Source organism: Exiguobacterium sp. s124 (genome assembly GCF_018617485.1).
Taxonomy (GTDB): domain Bacteria; phylum Bacillota; class Bacilli; order Exiguobacteriales; family Exiguobacteriaceae; genus Exiguobacterium; species Exiguobacterium aestuarii.
Window position 1 is genome coordinate 776,701 of record NZ_JACSKH010000001.1, and the last position, 14,670, is coordinate 791,370.

At 48.5% G+C, this 14,670-nt stretch carries 14 protein-coding genes; 12 read left to right on the forward strand and 2 right to left on the reverse strand.

Translation table 11 applies throughout. The annotated features are described in order from the left end of the window. Positions 1–20 precede the first annotated feature (20 nt). Positions 21–2,288, reverse strand: coding sequence for a ribonucleoside-diphosphate reductase subunit alpha (locus tag KNO85_RS04110; protein ID WP_256441815.1), 2,268 nt, complete (start codon positions 2,286–2,288; stop codon positions 21–23). Positions 2,289–2,807: 519 nt separating this feature from the next. Between KNO85_RS04110 and KNO85_RS04115 the strand changes: the two genes are divergently transcribed. From KNO85_RS04115 to KNO85_RS04170, 12 genes are all read left to right on the forward strand, one after another. Continuing rightward, positions 2,808–3,038, forward strand: a complete 231-nt coding sequence (locus KNO85_RS04115; RefSeq protein ID WP_214787185.1) for a DUF1871 family protein — start codon at positions 2,808–2,810, stop codon at positions 3,036–3,038. A 12-nt stretch (positions 3,039–3,050) separates the two neighbouring features. After that, positions 3,051–3,299 carry a NifU N-terminal domain-containing protein gene (locus KNO85_RS04120; RefSeq protein ID WP_026825527.1) on the forward strand — a complete coding sequence of 83 codons (249 nt, stop codon included), beginning with the start codon at positions 3,051–3,053 and terminating at the stop codon, positions 3,297–3,299. Then, the gene (locus KNO85_RS04125) at positions 3,296–4,096 is read left to right on the forward strand and encodes a glycosyltransferase family 2 protein (protein ID WP_214787187.1); all 801 of its coding nucleotides are present in this window, start codon (positions 3,296–3,298) and stop codon (positions 4,094–4,096) included. Before KNO85_RS04120 ends, KNO85_RS04125 begins: the two co-directional genes overlap by 4 nt. A gap of 2 nt (positions 4,097–4,098) precedes the next feature. Next, entirely contained in the window at positions 4,099–4,593 is a 495-nt protein-coding gene (locus tag KNO85_RS04130) for an Lrp/AsnC family transcriptional regulator (protein WP_214787189.1), read from the forward strand. Continuing rightward, positions 4,590–5,774, forward strand: a complete 1,185-nt coding sequence (locus KNO85_RS04135) for an aminotransferase (RefSeq protein WP_214787191.1) — start codon at positions 4,590–4,592, stop codon at positions 5,772–5,774. The genes KNO85_RS04130 and KNO85_RS04135 overlap by 4 nt, the downstream gene beginning before the upstream one ends. A gap of 58 nt (positions 5,775–5,832) precedes the next feature. Beyond that, positions 5,833–7,077, forward strand: coding sequence for a lysine N(6)-hydroxylase/L-ornithine N(5)-oxygenase family protein (locus KNO85_RS04140; protein WP_214787193.1), 1,245 nt, complete (start codon positions 5,833–5,835; stop codon positions 7,075–7,077). Between the two features lie 197 nt (positions 7,078–7,274). Then, positions 7,275–7,667 (forward strand): S1 domain-containing post-transcriptional regulator GSP13, encoded by a 393-nt coding sequence (gene yugI / locus KNO85_RS04145; RefSeq protein ID WP_074033496.1) that lies wholly within the window; start codon positions 7,275–7,277, stop codon positions 7,665–7,667. 101 nt (positions 7,668–7,768) lie between these two features. Continuing rightward, entirely contained in the window at positions 7,769–8,761 is a 993-nt protein-coding gene (locus KNO85_RS04150) for a Gfo/Idh/MocA family protein (protein WP_214787195.1), read from the forward strand. Between the two features lie 74 nt (positions 8,762–8,835). Beyond that, positions 8,836–9,999, forward strand: coding sequence for an iron-containing alcohol dehydrogenase (locus KNO85_RS04155; RefSeq protein WP_214787197.1), 1,164 nt, complete (start codon positions 8,836–8,838; stop codon positions 9,997–9,999). A 106-nt stretch (positions 10,000–10,105) separates the two neighbouring features. Then, positions 10,106–11,458 carry a glucose-6-phosphate isomerase gene (locus KNO85_RS04160; RefSeq protein WP_074033493.1) on the forward strand — a complete coding sequence of 451 codons (1,353 nt, stop codon included), beginning with the start codon at positions 10,106–10,108 and terminating at the stop codon, positions 11,456–11,458. Positions 11,459–11,557: 99 nt separating this feature from the next. Then, positions 11,558–12,031: an RNA deprotection pyrophosphohydrolase gene (ytkD, locus tag KNO85_RS04165; protein WP_214787199.1), complete on the forward strand. Its 474-nt coding sequence runs from the start codon at positions 11,558–11,560 to the stop codon at positions 12,029–12,031. Beyond that, entirely contained in the window at positions 12,012–12,776 is a 765-nt protein-coding gene (locus KNO85_RS04170) for an alpha/beta hydrolase family protein (RefSeq protein ID WP_214787201.1), read from the forward strand. Before ytkD ends, KNO85_RS04170 begins: the two co-directional genes overlap by 20 nt. Positions 12,777–12,799: 23 nt before the next feature. Here KNO85_RS04170 and pckA read toward each other — a convergent pair whose 3' ends face one another. Further along, the gene (pckA, locus tag KNO85_RS04175) at positions 12,800–14,371 is read right to left on the reverse strand and encodes a phosphoenolpyruvate carboxykinase (ATP) (RefSeq protein ID WP_214787203.1); all 1,572 of its coding nucleotides are present in this window, start codon (positions 14,369–14,371) and stop codon (positions 12,800–12,802) included. Between the last annotated feature and the right edge of the window lie 299 nt (positions 14,372–14,670).

A 14,670-nucleotide genomic window follows, 5' to 3' on the forward strand; every position in this document is an offset into this window, starting at 1 on the left:
AAATTTGTTATCTAATCTGTTTATGAGGCACAAGACTCACATTCATCCACTTCAACGGTCGTTGAACGTGTGTAGTAAATCGATTTCATGCCGAGAGACCAAGCTTCTAGGTGCATCGCAAGAAGCTCTGTCGCTTTCACATCGTTCTTGACGTACAAGTTAAAGCTGATCGCTTGGTCGATGTGACGTTGACGCGATGCGTTCTGACGGATGCTCCACAATTGATCGACTTCGAAAGCAGATTTATAGAACCAGTTCGTCTCAGGTGTCAAATCAGGCACTGTGACCGGGATTTTATAGTTCTTCTTCTCTTCCGAATAGACTTTCTTGTAAACCGGGTCAATCGAAGCAGTACTACCGGCGATGATTGCAGTCGAAGAGTTCGGCGCGACAGCCATCATATAGGCGTTACGGACACCGTTTTGATGAACGGCTTCAGCGAGGCCGTCCCAATCCAAGTCGTCGTGCGAACGATAGTTACGGCGTTTGAAGTACTCACCTGTGTGCCATTCCGATCCTTCGAAGACACCGAATGCACCTTTTTCCTTAGCGAGTTCCATCGATGCTTGAATCGTGAGATAAGCAATCTTTTCGTAGAGTTTTTCCGCATACTGTACGGCGTCGACCGACTCCCAGCGGATTCCTTCGAGAGCGAGCAAATGATGCCATCCGAATGTACCAAGACCGACCGCACGATATTTTTGGTTTGTGATCATCGCTTGTGGCACTTCAATGGTATTTAAGTCGATGACATTGTCGAGCATACGCATTTGAACCGGGATGAGGCGTTCGAGCACGTCTGCTTTCACCGCACGGGCGAGTGCGATTGAACTCAAGTTACAGACGACGAAATCACCTGGAGTTTTTGTGATGACGATTTTCCCGTCTTGTGTGTACTCTTCTTCAATTGTCGTTGCTGACATGTTTTGTGCGATCTCTGAGCAGAGGTTCGAACTATAAATCATACCTGCGTGTTTGTTCGGGTTGGCACGGTTCACGGCGTCACGGAAGAACATATACGGTGTTCCCGTCTCAAGCTGCGAACGCATGTAACGTTTCACGAGGTCGATGGCAGGGACCGTTACGCGAGACAATTCTGGCGTGTTGACACACTCCATATACTTCTCAGTGAAGCTGCCCCCGTTCTCCGTTTCGTCAAAGTAGTCTTCGAGGCTGTAGCCCATTACCGTGCGAATCTCATGTGGGTCGAACAAGTGCCATTCACCGCGCGCTTCGACCGTCCGCATGAAGAGGTCCGGTAAGCAGACACCCGTGAACAAGTCGTGTGTCCGAAGACGCTCATCGCCGTTATTTAACTTCGCATCTAGGAATTCAAAGATATCTTTGTGCCAAATGTCTAGATATACAGCAATCGAACCTTGGCGCATACCGAGCTGGTCAACGGAGACGGCCGTATTGTTCAGTTGTTTCATCCAAGGGAGGGCTCCGCTTGAGACGCCTTTAAATCCTTTGATGTCACTTCCACGTGAGCGGATTTTACCGAGATAGACACCGATTCCGCCGCCACCTTTTGAAAGTGTCGCCACGTCCGTGTTGGAATCGTAAATTCCGCGAAGCGAGTCATCGACTGTATCGATAAAGCAAGAACTGAGCTGACCGTATGATTTACCAGCATTTGATAACGTCGGCGTTGCGACGGTCATGTAAAGATTTGAGAGCGCCCAGTACGCTTCTTCCACGAGTTTGAGGCGAGTCTTTTCATCCTCTTTTTGCATGAGGGTCATCGCGATGACCATGAACCGCTCTTGTGGGAGCTCGTACAAGTTCTTTACATGATCGCGACCGAGATAACGGTCTGATAGTGTGCGAAGTCCGATATACGTGAAGAGACGGTCGCGAGACGGATCGATCAATGTCTCGAGGTGGTCCATATCTTCTTTTGAATACGTATCGAGCAGTGCTGAAGTGAAGATGCGTTTTGACGTCAACGTCTCAATCAAATGATAGAAGTTGCCGTAGCGCATCGACGCATCATAGCCACGATTGCGTGCCGCCTCGAGATAGAGACGGTTCAAATACATCTCGGTCGCCACGAACGTCCAGTCCGGTTCTTCGGCTTTCAACATATCGAGCGCATGCATCGTCAATAAGTCATATACTACATCTTGTGTTAGCGTCTTCGTCTCGAGCGCCCGAATCGCGCGTTCCTCGTAACGCTGTACACTTAAATGAGGATACCGTGTTTGGATAGATTGAATAAGAGAAGCGACGTCAGCAAGCGTTGGTGCCGCTGGTAGCATCGTCTCGTGATGGATAGGGGATGTCAAAATCGATCACTCCTTTAATAGATGTAGACGTTATGAAAGTATAATAAGAACTTCCTAACCTGTCACAATAATGTATCAACGCTCAAAATAGCTGTTAACTATATATTGACACATTTTTATCTTTTTAATCATAAAACACCTATATTTAGTTTTTCAATCCTTGACATTCTCGAATGTGCGAGACGTTCTTTTGCTTTTGTTCAAAAAGGGCTTCATGACCCAATTTGAGACAGAGATCTGAGATGAAAAATATTTAGTGACGCTATTTGCTCGTTCTTTCACAACAAGATGAATTCGATTTCATCATCGGAAAAGGTTTGTTTGGACCTCGATTTAAGCACAAATGTATTGTATTTGACGTCGATTAACGAAATACCTGCATGAATCAATCAATACTAGATATAGTGTTTCACGAAATCGTGATGCGTGAATCGATTTGTCAAGGCTGGTATCCGAACAAAAAGTAAGGTAGATTGATGGAGTAGGACATGGATTTCAACGAAAAGAAGGGTTTAACAAGTGCGTACAGAAAACATATTATTATCATGGGACCCGCTCGGTTATGGACCAGGTTCATACGGACCAGAGTTCGATGAGGTGATGATGGCATTAACCTATGTCGAATCCGCGGAACAATTGACCGAGGTGATTCACCGTACGTTTCTTGAGGCGTTCGATGAGTGTCCACCTGAACAAGAGATCTTCAAGATGGCGCAGCGACTACTTGCGTCGTCATCTTGCCAACTATAAGGAGGAATAATGATGTTACGAATTGATCCAACACCAAACCCAAATGCGATGAAAGTTACACTTCCAGAAAACGTATTCGGCGCAAAGAGCCAAAGTGTGAAAGCGGGAGAAGCGACAGATCAGCCGCTACTTGCGAAACTTGTCGAGATTGAAGGCGTCGAGAGCGTATTCGCATACGGCGATTTCGTGACTGTTTCCAAAGAGAACGGTGTGAGCTGGGAAGCAATTCTTCCACAGGTCGAGACGGCATATCGCGGATGAACCCGATTGTCACGATCGTCATCCCGGCTTACAAACGTGAGACGGAATTGACGGAGCTGCTCGAAAGCTTAACGGTCCAAACGTTTCAGCAGTTCGAAGTCTTGGTCATGAATAATGAAGGGCCGCCAAAACAGCATATTTTGGCGCCTTTTTTGAATCAATTGGATGTGCGTGTAGTTGAGGTCGGTGAGAACCACCATGTCCATGCGCGAAATCGTGGCGTTCTTGAAGCGAAAGGCGACGTCATCCTATTGCTAGATGACGATGATTTATTGATGCCAACGCATATCGAAGATGGTTTGCGTGACCTTCAAGAAGCAGATTTCGTCTATACAGATGCTGAGTTGTTCCGTTTTGAATGGAAAGAGGGTCGACGGACCGTGACTGACTGGGAACCATTCGCATATGACTTCGATCGTGTGCGGATGCGAAAAGACTCGACGTTCATTCCGTCCGGCACGATGTATCGAAAATCAATCCACGAGACAATCGGTCTCTTTGATGAGGATGTCTACAATTATTGGGACTGGGATTTTTTCTTGAGGGTCATGGAGAAGTTCACCGTGTCCCATCCCGCTCGCGCGACGGTTCTCTATGCATTCAATGGGACAGACAACCTATCGGCAAAACAAGATGAGACGAGACGTCGTTACTTTGACCGTTTTTGTCAGAAGCATCGACTGACAGACATGGGAATGAAGAATTTCCATATGGTCCAAGAAGAGCGGCGTCCATATGTGAGACAAACAGAGAGAACGTTCACAGGCGAGTTACCTGGTCGGACGGAAGGAGATTAAGTATGTATTCATCAAAAGAACTAGAACTATTAGAGCTGTTGGAAGAGAAGGGCTACCTAGAGACGAAACTGTTGGCTGATTTGTTGGCGCTCGATGAAGAGACGATTGAGTCGATGCTCGAGAAGTTCAAACAAGACGGGATCTTACTTGGATTCCGAGCGATGGTCAATTGGCAAAAAATCAATCGGCACGATGTCACGGCATTTATTGACGTCAAAGTTGCGCCGAAACGGGGGCGTGGATTCGACGACGTGGCCGAGCGTATTTATCGCTTCCCGGAAGTGACGGCCCTTTATTTGATGTCAGGTGCTTACGATCTCCAAGTCGTCATCCAGGCGAACTCGCTCCAAGACGTGGCTTCGTTCGTCTCTGACAAGTTGTCACCGCTTGACTCGGTCTTATCGACGACGACACACTTTAAGTTGAAGACGTACAAGCACGACGGGATTTTGTTCACCCCACAAACTGAAGACAAACGGTTGAACATCACACCATGAAGTCATTATCGAATCAAGTCGTCTCGATGAAACCATCAGGCATTCGTCGTTTCTTTGATTTGGCACAGACGATGGAAAACGTGGTCTCTCTCGGGGTGGGAGAACCGGATTTCATCACGCCATGGAACGTTCGAGAAGCAAGCTATGCCGCCCTTGAACAAGGGTATACAGCATACAGCGCCAATGCGGGACTCATCGAATTGCGAGAAGAAATTGCGATTTATATGAAAGAACGGTTCTCAGTCGAATACGATCCGACGACGGAATTGATTGTGACGACAGGTGCTTCACAAGCGCTCGATATCGCATTCCGTTCCCTCTTGAACCCAGGGGATGAGGTCATCGTCGTCGAACCGGCCTTCGTATCATACGGTCCGCTCATCGAGATGGCAGGCGGGAAAGTCGTTCCTGTCGCTTGTCGCCCAGAAAATGGTTTTCGTCTCGACCGGGATGACGTTGAACGTGTCATCACCGAACGGACAAAGGCAATTCTTCTCTGCTTCCCATCGAATCCGACGGGGGCGACGATGAACGGCGATGAGCTCGCTCAAATCGCAGAGCTCGCGACCAAATATGACCTTTGGGTCGTCAGTGACGAGATTTATGCGGAACTCTGCTATGACGAAGCATTTACAAGCTTTGCGACACTTCACGATATGCGGGACCGGACAATCGTCATCAACGGATTCTCGAAAGCGTTCGCGATGACCGGATGGCGCCTCGGTTTCACCTGTGCGCCTGAAGTCGTGACGCGGGAAATGTTGAAGGTTCATCAATATGGGATGATGTGTGCACCGACGCTCGTTCAATTCGGTGGACTCGAGGCACTTCGTTCGCGTCATCAACATGTGCCGAACATGGTGAAGAGCTATCGTCAACGACGGAACTATTTCATCCAGGCGCTGAATGAGGCCGGTCTTCCGACACACGTGCCGGGTGGTGCCTTCTACGCGTTCCCGTCGATTCGCCATACTGGATTGACGAGTGAGGAATTTGCGGAACGTCTCTTGCTTGAAGAGCGCGTCGCCGTCGTTCCAGGGAACGCCTTTGGTGAAAGCGGTGAAGGATTCGTTCGGGCGAGCTATGCGACATCGCTCGAGCAGTTGCAAGAAGCGATTCGTCGTATTCATCGATTTATGCAACAATTCGAAGTCGCAGCGGTCAAGGACTCTCATTCGTGAGAGTCTTTTGGCGTTTTAGCGATATAATGAAGGGGAAAAGACGGGCGAGGTGAAGAAGATGAAACAAGTTGACTTTGTTGCAATCGGATGTGGGCCTTATAATCTTGGTTTAATGGCCCTTGCCGAAAAGACGACGTTACGTGGGATTTGCTTTGAAAAGCGAGAAGAAATGATGTGGCATGAAGGAATGCTCATCGAAGGGATGACGATGCAGACACATTACTTGCAAGATCTCGTCACGCTCGCGGATCCGACAAATCCATCGAGTTTTCTGAATTACTTGAATGAGACGGGGCGTATTCAGACGTTCATCACGCAAGAACAAGATAAGATTCCTCGTACAGAGTACAATCGCTACTTGCGATGGGTGACCGAACGCTTATCGACCATCCACTTCGATCACGAAGTAACGGATGTGAAAGTCGAACCAGATGGATTTCTCGTGACGATCGAATCGAATGGTGAAACGACTCACGTACGCGCGACGCACATCGTTCTTGGTACAGGGGCCGCACCGTTCGTACCAGACGGTTTTGAACAAGTCATCCATACGAGCGATTATTTGACATATCGAGACGTGCTTCGAGACCGATATCGTGTTGCGGTTGTCGGCAGTGGGCAAAGTGCGGCAGAGGTATTCCTTGATCTATTCCGTGAAGCGACGGATGAACAACGCGTTGATTGGATCACGCGTTCTGATCATTTCGAGTCACTTGAGGCAGGGAAGCTCGGGGACGAGATTTTTAGTGTGGACTATGTCGAATATTTTCATGGTCTGTCGTACGCATCGCGTCAGGAATTACTTCAGACATTTGAACGTTTCCGCCACGGTGTCAACCCGGAAACGATGACGGCGATTTATGAGGCGCTCTATCATCGAACCGCAGAAGGTGAACCGAAGCGAGCAGAGATGCTAACGCAAGTCGAAGTAGAATCCATTTCCTATGATTGGTTGAAGCATCACTTGAAGGGGACACAACGATATACAGGAGAAGTGGTTGAGAAGGAGTATGACCTTGTTGTCGTGGCAACGGGATACCGTCCAGTGATTCCGACTTGGGTCGAGAAGCTCCCGATTGTATGGGAAGCAGATGGCGAGTGGGCTGTTCATGATACGTACGAGGTGGTCATGAGCGAGTCGTTGAAGGGAAAATTGTTCACGCATACGAATTTGGAACATTCCCATGGACCCGCTGCGACGAATCTAGGGATGGCCGTATACCGAAATGCGGTGATGTTGAACGAGATGGCCGGGGAAACGGTCTATCCGATTCGCCATCAAAAGCCGTTCACGACATTTTGAACAAAAAAAGGGCTAGGCGAGTCGCCTAGCGGAATCAGGGGGGAATACTTGAAGTCTTGCTTGATTTGTATTTACCCCGCACTTCGACTTTAAAACATGACAACACGTCTAAAATAATCTTTTTTACTAATTTGTACACTTTATCGAAAAAAGTATGTTATAGTAAGTTGATGAATTTAGCATAGGAGTTGTTTGTAATGGCAAAATACGAAAAAGATCAAGTATTAACAGGTAAAGTAACAGGAATTCAACCTTTCGGTGCTTTCGTAGCACTCGATGACGAGACTCAAGGTCTTGTACACATTTCAGAAATCTCACACGACTACGTAAAAGACGTAAACGATTACGTTCAAGTTGGTCAAGAAGTTGAAGTGAAAATCCTTGAAGTGGACGAAGCTTCTAAAAAGATCAAGCTTTCAATGAAAGCGACTCAAGAAGCTCCAAAACGCGAGAAGTCTGCGAAGCCAGCTCGTCGTGCGCCACGCCGCAACGAAGCATCTTCAAACTTCAAGCAAGAAGAAGCTCCAGGATTCACAGTCCTCAAAGACAAACTTGAAGACTGGATCAAAAACACAAACTTCAAGAAGTAAGTGTTCGAAGGTGACCCGTTCTAAACGGGTCACCTTTTTTGTATTTTACAGGAATCGGCGGACCGTATGACGAAACTGTAAACCGAACAGGAGGAGATCATATGAAGATTGGCATCATCGGGACGGGCGGGATTGCGACGAGTGCGCACATTCCGAATTATGTAAAAGCAGGAATGGATGTGGTAGCGGTCATGAACCGGACACGGTCGAACGGGGAACGTGTCGCACGGGAGTTTGGGATCCCGAACGTCTATGAGACGGTCGAGGAGATGCTTTCAAAGGAACAGCTCGATGCCGTCAGCATCTGTACACCGAACGCCTTACATAAAGAACAGGTGATTCTAGCACTTGAAGCAGGATGTCACGTCCTCTGTGAGAAACCACCAGGCATCTCAGAGAGCGAAGCAATCGAGATGTTAGAAGCTGCGAAACGAGCCGAAAAAACGCTCCACTATGGATTCCATTATCGTCACCGCGCCGATACGGTTCTCTTAAAGCGAATGATTGATGCGGGAGAACTTGGGGACATCTATGCGGCCACGGCACTTGCGCTACGTCGTCGCGGCATTCCAGGATGGGGTGTGTTCACGAACAAGGAGCTTCAGGGCGGAGGGGCGCTACTCGATATCGGTGTTCATATGTTAGACCTTGCACTCTACTTGATGGATTATCCTGAACCAGAAGCGGTCGTCGGTCATGTCGGACAATATTTAGGGAACCGTCCGGGTGTTGGTTTGATGGGCGAATGGGACCATGAATCGTTATCGGTCGAAGATACGGCAAGGGCGATGATCACGTTCGAGACGGGAGCGTCCTTGGTGCTCGATGTCAGCTACATGGCCAATGTAGAGGCGGAAGACACGATGCGGGTCGAGTGCCGTGGGACGAACGCTGGGGCAAGTCTGTTTCCACTCACCCTTCATACCGAAAAATATGGGGCGCTGTTTGACGAGCGGCCTGCTTATTTGACGGAGCATAATCCATACGAACGTAAAATTCAGCTGTTTCTCGAAGCATGCCGAGAGAAACCGAAGTACCGCCAAGCAGAGGAAGCGGTCATTCTTCATCGCATCATCGATCGGATATACGCGTAAGCACGATACTTTTCATTCTTTGAAAACAGGGTATATAGTGTAGGTGTTACATATTTCTATGAGGAGGATGAATCATGCACAACTTTGAATACAAAAACCCGACAAAACTGATTTTTGGTACACATCAGGTTGATAAATTAGCTGGGGAACTCGATGCGCTCGACGCGAAGAAAGTGATGCTCGTCTATGGTGGCGGAAGCATCAAAAAGAATGGGACGTACGACGAAGTCGTGGCTGAGCTAGACAAGGCTGGCATCTCATACGTTGATTTTTCAGGCGTTGAACCGAACCCACGCATCGAGACGGTACGTCGTGCAGTCAAATTTGCACGCGAAGAAAACGTCGATGCGTTGCTTGCGGTCGGTGGAGGGTCAGTCATCGACTGTACGAAACTGATTTCAGCGGCTATTCCGTATGATGGGGATGCTTGGGACATCGTTCTCCGTGAACACATCCCGACAGAGGCAGTACCATTCGGGACGGTCCTCACACTCGCGGCAACTGGTTCAGAAATGAACTCAGGGTCTGTCATCACGAACTGGGAGACACAAGAAAAGTTCGGTTGGGGTCACCCACTCGTCTTCCCAACATTCTCAATCCTTGATCCACGTTATACAGTCTCGGTTCCAAAAGACCAGACAATTTACGGGATTGTCGATATGATGAGCCACTGTTTCGAACAATACTTCCACCCGAACCATGCACCGGTACAAGAGCGCATGACAGAAGGTGTGTTAAAAGCGGTCGTTGAATCGGCACCGAAACTCGTGAACGATTTGGAAAACGTAGACCTTCGCGCCATCATCTTATTCTCGGGTACGATGGCATTGAATGGTGTCCTTCAGATGGGTGCTGCTGGTGACTGGGCATCGCATAACATTGAACACGCAGTGTCTGCTGTCCATGACATCCCGCACGCAGGAGGTCTCGCAATCCTCTTCCCACGTTGGATGGAGCACGTATTGGACGAAGACAATGCCGCACGTTTCGCTCGACTCGGTACAGAAGTATTCGATGTGGAGCCAGGCGAAAACGACTTGGAGACTGGGAAGCGTACAATCGAAGCGATTCGTGCATTCTTCGACCAACTCGGCGCACCAAACTCACTACGCGACTACGATATTGATGAATCGACGTTCGACGCGATTCTTGATTCAGCGATGAAACGAGGCGCGTTCGGCCGTTTCCGTACACTCGAACGGGAAGATGTCGCTCACATTCTTGAATTGAGTAAATAAGGCGAATTCTTGCCTATTTTGCAATAATGATTGAACGAATCTAGCGTTTCCGTTTATGATGGGTCATGTATGGCTCTTTTACGAGCGATTTAAAGGAGGAAATGACATGTCAACTGTACGTTTCGATTATTCAAACGCGCTCTCATTCGTAGGGAAGCACGAAATCGACCAAATGCAAGAAACGGTAAAAACTCTCCACTCGGTGATTCATGAGCGGAGCGGAGCCGGAAGTGATTTTCTTGGGTGGGTCGACCTTCCGACCGAATACGATCAAGATGAGTTCGCACGAATCAAAGCTGCGGCGGAACGAATTCGCGAGAATTCAGACGTTCTCGTCGTCGTCGGAATCGGAGGATCATACCTCGGTGCCCGTGCAGCGATCGAAATGCTTCAACATTCGTTCTTCAACGTATTGTCAAAAGAAGAGCGTAAGGCACCACAAGTATTCTATGCGGGCCACAATATCTCTTCAACGTATATGAGAGAGTTGCTTCAAGTGCTTGAAGGAAAAGAAGTCTCAATCAACGTCATCTCGAAATCAGGAACGACGACTGAACCTGCGATTGCATTCCGTGTCCTCAAGCAGTTCATGGAAGACAAGTACGGTCAAGATGGAGCACGTGAGCGTATCTACGCGACGACAGACCGTGCCCGTGGTGCACTCAAGACGCTCGCGGACGCAGAAGGATACGAGACATTCGTTATCCCAGATGATGTCGGTGGACGTTTCTCTGTCCTCACTCCAGTCGGACTTCTTCCGATTGCAGCTGCAGGGATCGATATCGATGCTTTGATGGAAGGTGCACGCGACGCGCAAAATGCTTACAGCTCACCAGAGTTGGCTGAGAACGAAGCATATCAATATGCGGTCGTCCGTAACGCCCTTTACGCAAAAGGCAAATCGATCGAGATGCTCGTCAACTACGAGCCAGCTCTTCATTATGTGTCAGAGTGGTGGAAACAGCTTTACGGTGAATCAGAAGGGAAAGACAACAAAGGGATTTTCCCCGCGGCTGTCGACTTCTCGACAGACCTCCACTCGATGGGACAATATATCCAAGAAGGTCGTCGTGACTTGTTCGAGACGGTCATCCGTGTGAAAGAAGTCCGTCATTCGATGAACGTTCCAGAAGACGCTCAAGATTTAGACGGTTTGAACTTCCTCGCAGGCGAAACGATTCAGTTCGTGAACGACAAGGCGACAGAAGGAACGCTTCTCGCGCATACTGACGGCGATGTACCGAACTTGGTCGTCGAATTGCCGGAAATGACACCGTATCACCTCGGCTACTTGTTCTACTTCTTCGAAAAAGCATGTGCGATGAGCGGATACATTCTCGGAGTGAACCCGTTCAACCAGCCAGGCGTCGAAGCTTACAAAGCGAACATGTTCGCGTTACTCGGTAAACCGGGTTATGAAGAACAAAAAGCAGAGCTTGAAAAACGCTTGAATCAATAAGAAAACGAATCGGTCCGCGCGTCGGACCGATTTTTTTGTTTGAAACTGGGTGAAGACAAGGTAAAGTGAGAGTAGACATGGGAAAGAAAGGGATGGACTATGAAGACATTCAAGGACTACTATCATAATCAAGTCGAGTTAAGCTTCACCCATTATCCGTTCTCAGACACACCGCTCCACGTCTGGGTCGTCGCCCGCTTTGAAGACAAATGGGTATTGACGAAGCATAAACAACGGGGACTCGAGTTTCCAGGTGGGAAAGTCGAACCGGGAGAACACGAGGATGATGCCGCCATTCGGGAAGTCTATGAAGAGACCGGTGGAATCGTCAAAACGTTACGGTATCTAGGTCAGTATCGTGTGCTAGGTCGTGGTGACACGGTCATCAAAAACATTTACTTTGCGGAGATTGAGCGATTCGAGGATCATCCTGCCATTGATGAGACAGATGGGGCTGTCTTGATCGATGCCTTGCCGGACAATTTATTGCGCAATCCACGCTATAGCTTCATGATGAAAGATCGTGTCCTACCAGAAACGATGAGGGTTCTATATGATCAGAAATTGGTTTGATCGAATCGATGTCCTCCCACCATATGCGGGTTATCGCGTGACACGGGGGTGGTACACGACGACAGATGGGGAAGAGGTCGTGGCGTATTCGATTGAACCGAAACGTTCAAACGGCCAAGTGTTGATGTACTTACGAGGCGGAACAGCACGGATAGGGGATGTTCGTTTGCCACGTCTCATGCAGTTTGCTTCGCGCGGCTTTCATGTCGTGGCACCGGTCTATCGTGGCAACCATGGTGGGACTGGAAAAGAGGATTTCGGTGGAGAAGACTTAGAGGACGTGCTTTCGCTATTCGACCGTGTCCACATGAGCGGACGACCGATCCATGTGCTCGGCTTTTCGAGAGGGGGTATGATGGCCCTCTCGCTCGCTTCCGAACGACCGGTCACAACGGTTACTTCCTGGGCTGGCGTGACAAATCTCGAATGGACATATGAGGAGCAACGCTCGATGCGGAAGATGTTACGGCGCATGACGGGTGGCGACCCGGAATCGGCAGAATCTGCGTATGTCGACCGTTCTCCACTCTATAAGGAGTGGGTGGCCCCGACGCTTCTCATCCACGGTACGGACGATGAACAAGTTCGCTTGCGTCATGCGACAGCCGTCGCTGAAAAACTAGGAGAGCAAGCGGAGTTTTGGGTGCTTCCGTTCGGTCACCAGCTTCCGTTTTGGGATAAATGGGAGACGACTGAACAGGCGATGGATTGGATGTTACGACAAGAAAAAGCACTGACTCGTTAAAAATCGAGTCAGTGCTTTTTGTGTCAGATGACGAGTGGTCCGGCTGCGATGATCGACTCACTCGCTTTCGTGAATCGATTGAAGTTCTCTTTAAATTTCATGGCGAGTGCTTTTGCCTCTACGTCGTAACGGGCTGGGTCGCTCCACGTATCTCGTGGGTTGAGTACGTCACTCGGTACGCCATCGATGGCTACAGGAATCTCGACATTAAAAATGTCATGCTTCATCGTCTCGACGTCGCGGAGTTGACCATTGACCGCGGCATTGACCATTGCACGTGTATAGGCGAGTTTCATACGCGAACCTTCGCCGTATGCACCACCTGTCCAACCTGTGTTGACAAGGTAGACATCCACATCGTGTTCTTCAATTAACTGACCGAGCATATCCGCATAACGCTCAGGAGCGAGCGGGAGGAACGGTGAACCGAAGCAAGTCGAGAATGTCGCTTGAGGTTCTGTGACCCCACGCTCCGTACCAGCAAGTTTAGACGTATAACCAGACAAGAAATGATACATCGCCTGTTCTTTCGTTAATTTGCTGATTGGAGGTAAGACACCGTACGCATCTGCCGTCAAGAAGACGATTGTATTCGGATGACCGGCACGTGATGGAAGTAAGGCGTTGTCGATGAACTCAATCGGATACGCCGCACGCGTATTTTCCGTCAAGGAAATGTTCTTATAGTCAGGCGTACGATCTTCGTTTAATACGACGTTTTCGATCAATGAACCGAATCGGATCGCATCATAGATTTGTGGTTCGTTCTCACGTGACAGGTTGATTGTCTTCGCGTAGCAACCACCCTCGATGTTGAAGATCCCATCCGGTGACCATCCATGCTCGTCGTCTCCAATCAAATGGCGCTCCGGATCTGCCGAGAGTGTCGTCTTTCCAGTTCCCGACAATCCAAAGAAGAGGGCCGTTTCGTTTGCATCATTGACGTTTGCCGAGCAGTGCATCGATAATACGTTTTGCTCAGGCAACAAGAAGTTCATGACGGAGAAAATTGACTTTTTAATTTCGCCACCGTATTCTGTTCCCCCGATCAGAATCGTGCGCTTGGCGAATGAAACGAGAATGAACGTCTCTGAGTTCGTACCATCGACTGCAGGGTCTGCTTTATAACTCGGTGCATAGATGACCGTGAACGGATCGAACGCACCTTTCGTCGGCCATTCACGTAAGAATAATTGCTTCGCGAACAGGCTGTGCCATGCATATTCTGTGATCGCACGAACCGGTAGCGTATAGTGCTCATCGGCACCTGCAGACGCTTCGAGGTAATAAAGCTTATCTTTCTTTTCTAAATGATCGAGTACTTTGTCGAGAAGTGCTGAAAACTTCTCTTCTGCGATTGGTTGGTTCACTTTTCCCCAATCAACAAGGTTGTTGCTGACTTCATCTTGTACGACGAATTTGTCTTTCGGTGACCGTCCGGTAAAAGCACCGGTGCTGACAGATAAAGCCCCGTCTTTTGTCAGTACACCTTCACCGTTTTGAATGGCTTCTTCCACCAGTTCTGGAACCGTCAAGTTCCGTTTCATGTCGGCACCATTAATTAATTCTTCGATTTTCAGGAGCGTTGTCGCCATCCTGAATCCCACCTTTCCCCTAAATAGATGTGGATGAAATCCGCATACTTCCGCGATTACGATTAATCAGTATGACATTTTTAATTATATGTGACACACTAATTAAACACAAGCGTTTCTTCTCTCTAAGTAAGCGCTTTCTTACAAAGACAGTTTATCACATTCTCTTATCACAAGGTGTTAAAAAACAGAAACGAATTAAAATAAATGTTTGACGATTCACAAACAGAAATGTTTTGCAAGTCAGTGAAAAGTTTTACGAATTCGTCTGATTCCCTTGACATAATCGAGCGTCATTT